Raw genomic sequence first — 416 nt, 5'->3', positions numbered from 1 at the left:
CTGCGCGAGCCCGGCCTGGGAGGCCCGGAGTTCGACGGCCAAGCGTTCGACGAGACGTTCGCGGATCCCCCGTTCGACAGGACGGATCCACGCGCCGCGACCTGCATCAACGATCCGCTCTCGCGGCTCTCCGGCTGACCGGCCAGTACGCAATGCCCGTGAGCAGCAGACGAGACGTCAGCGGACGAGTGGGAGCGGGACTGATGGGTATGAGGAAGCGCCGCGGGCCCGGCGTCGCGGTCGCCACCGTCGTGCTGGGTGCGGTGGTGCTGCTGGTGGGTGGTGCGGCGGTGGGGGTGGTGCTGGCGCCGGATCGTGTGCCGCAGAGCGTGCGGTCTCAGGAGATGGGGGCGACGGCGCCGGTGTCGTCGCAGGTGTTCGACGACGCGCGGAGGGTGAGGGTCACGCCGCAGATC

The 416-nt window shown here is 71.4% G+C and carries 1 protein-coding gene; it reads left to right on the top strand.

Features of this window, described 5'->3' with window-relative positions; translation table 11 throughout:
* Positions 1-203 precede the first annotated feature (203 nt).
* Positions 204-416: hypothetical protein (locus G3I78_RS49305; RefSeq protein ID WP_164437193.1), on the top strand; the 213-nt coding region annotated here is incomplete at its 3' end.

It is taken from the genome of Streptomyces sp. SID13726, from assembly GCF_010548375.1.
Taxonomy (GTDB): Bacteria; Actinomycetota; Actinomycetes; order Streptomycetales; family Streptomycetaceae; genus Streptomyces.
This window is presented reverse-complemented; position numbering and strand designations above follow the sequence as displayed.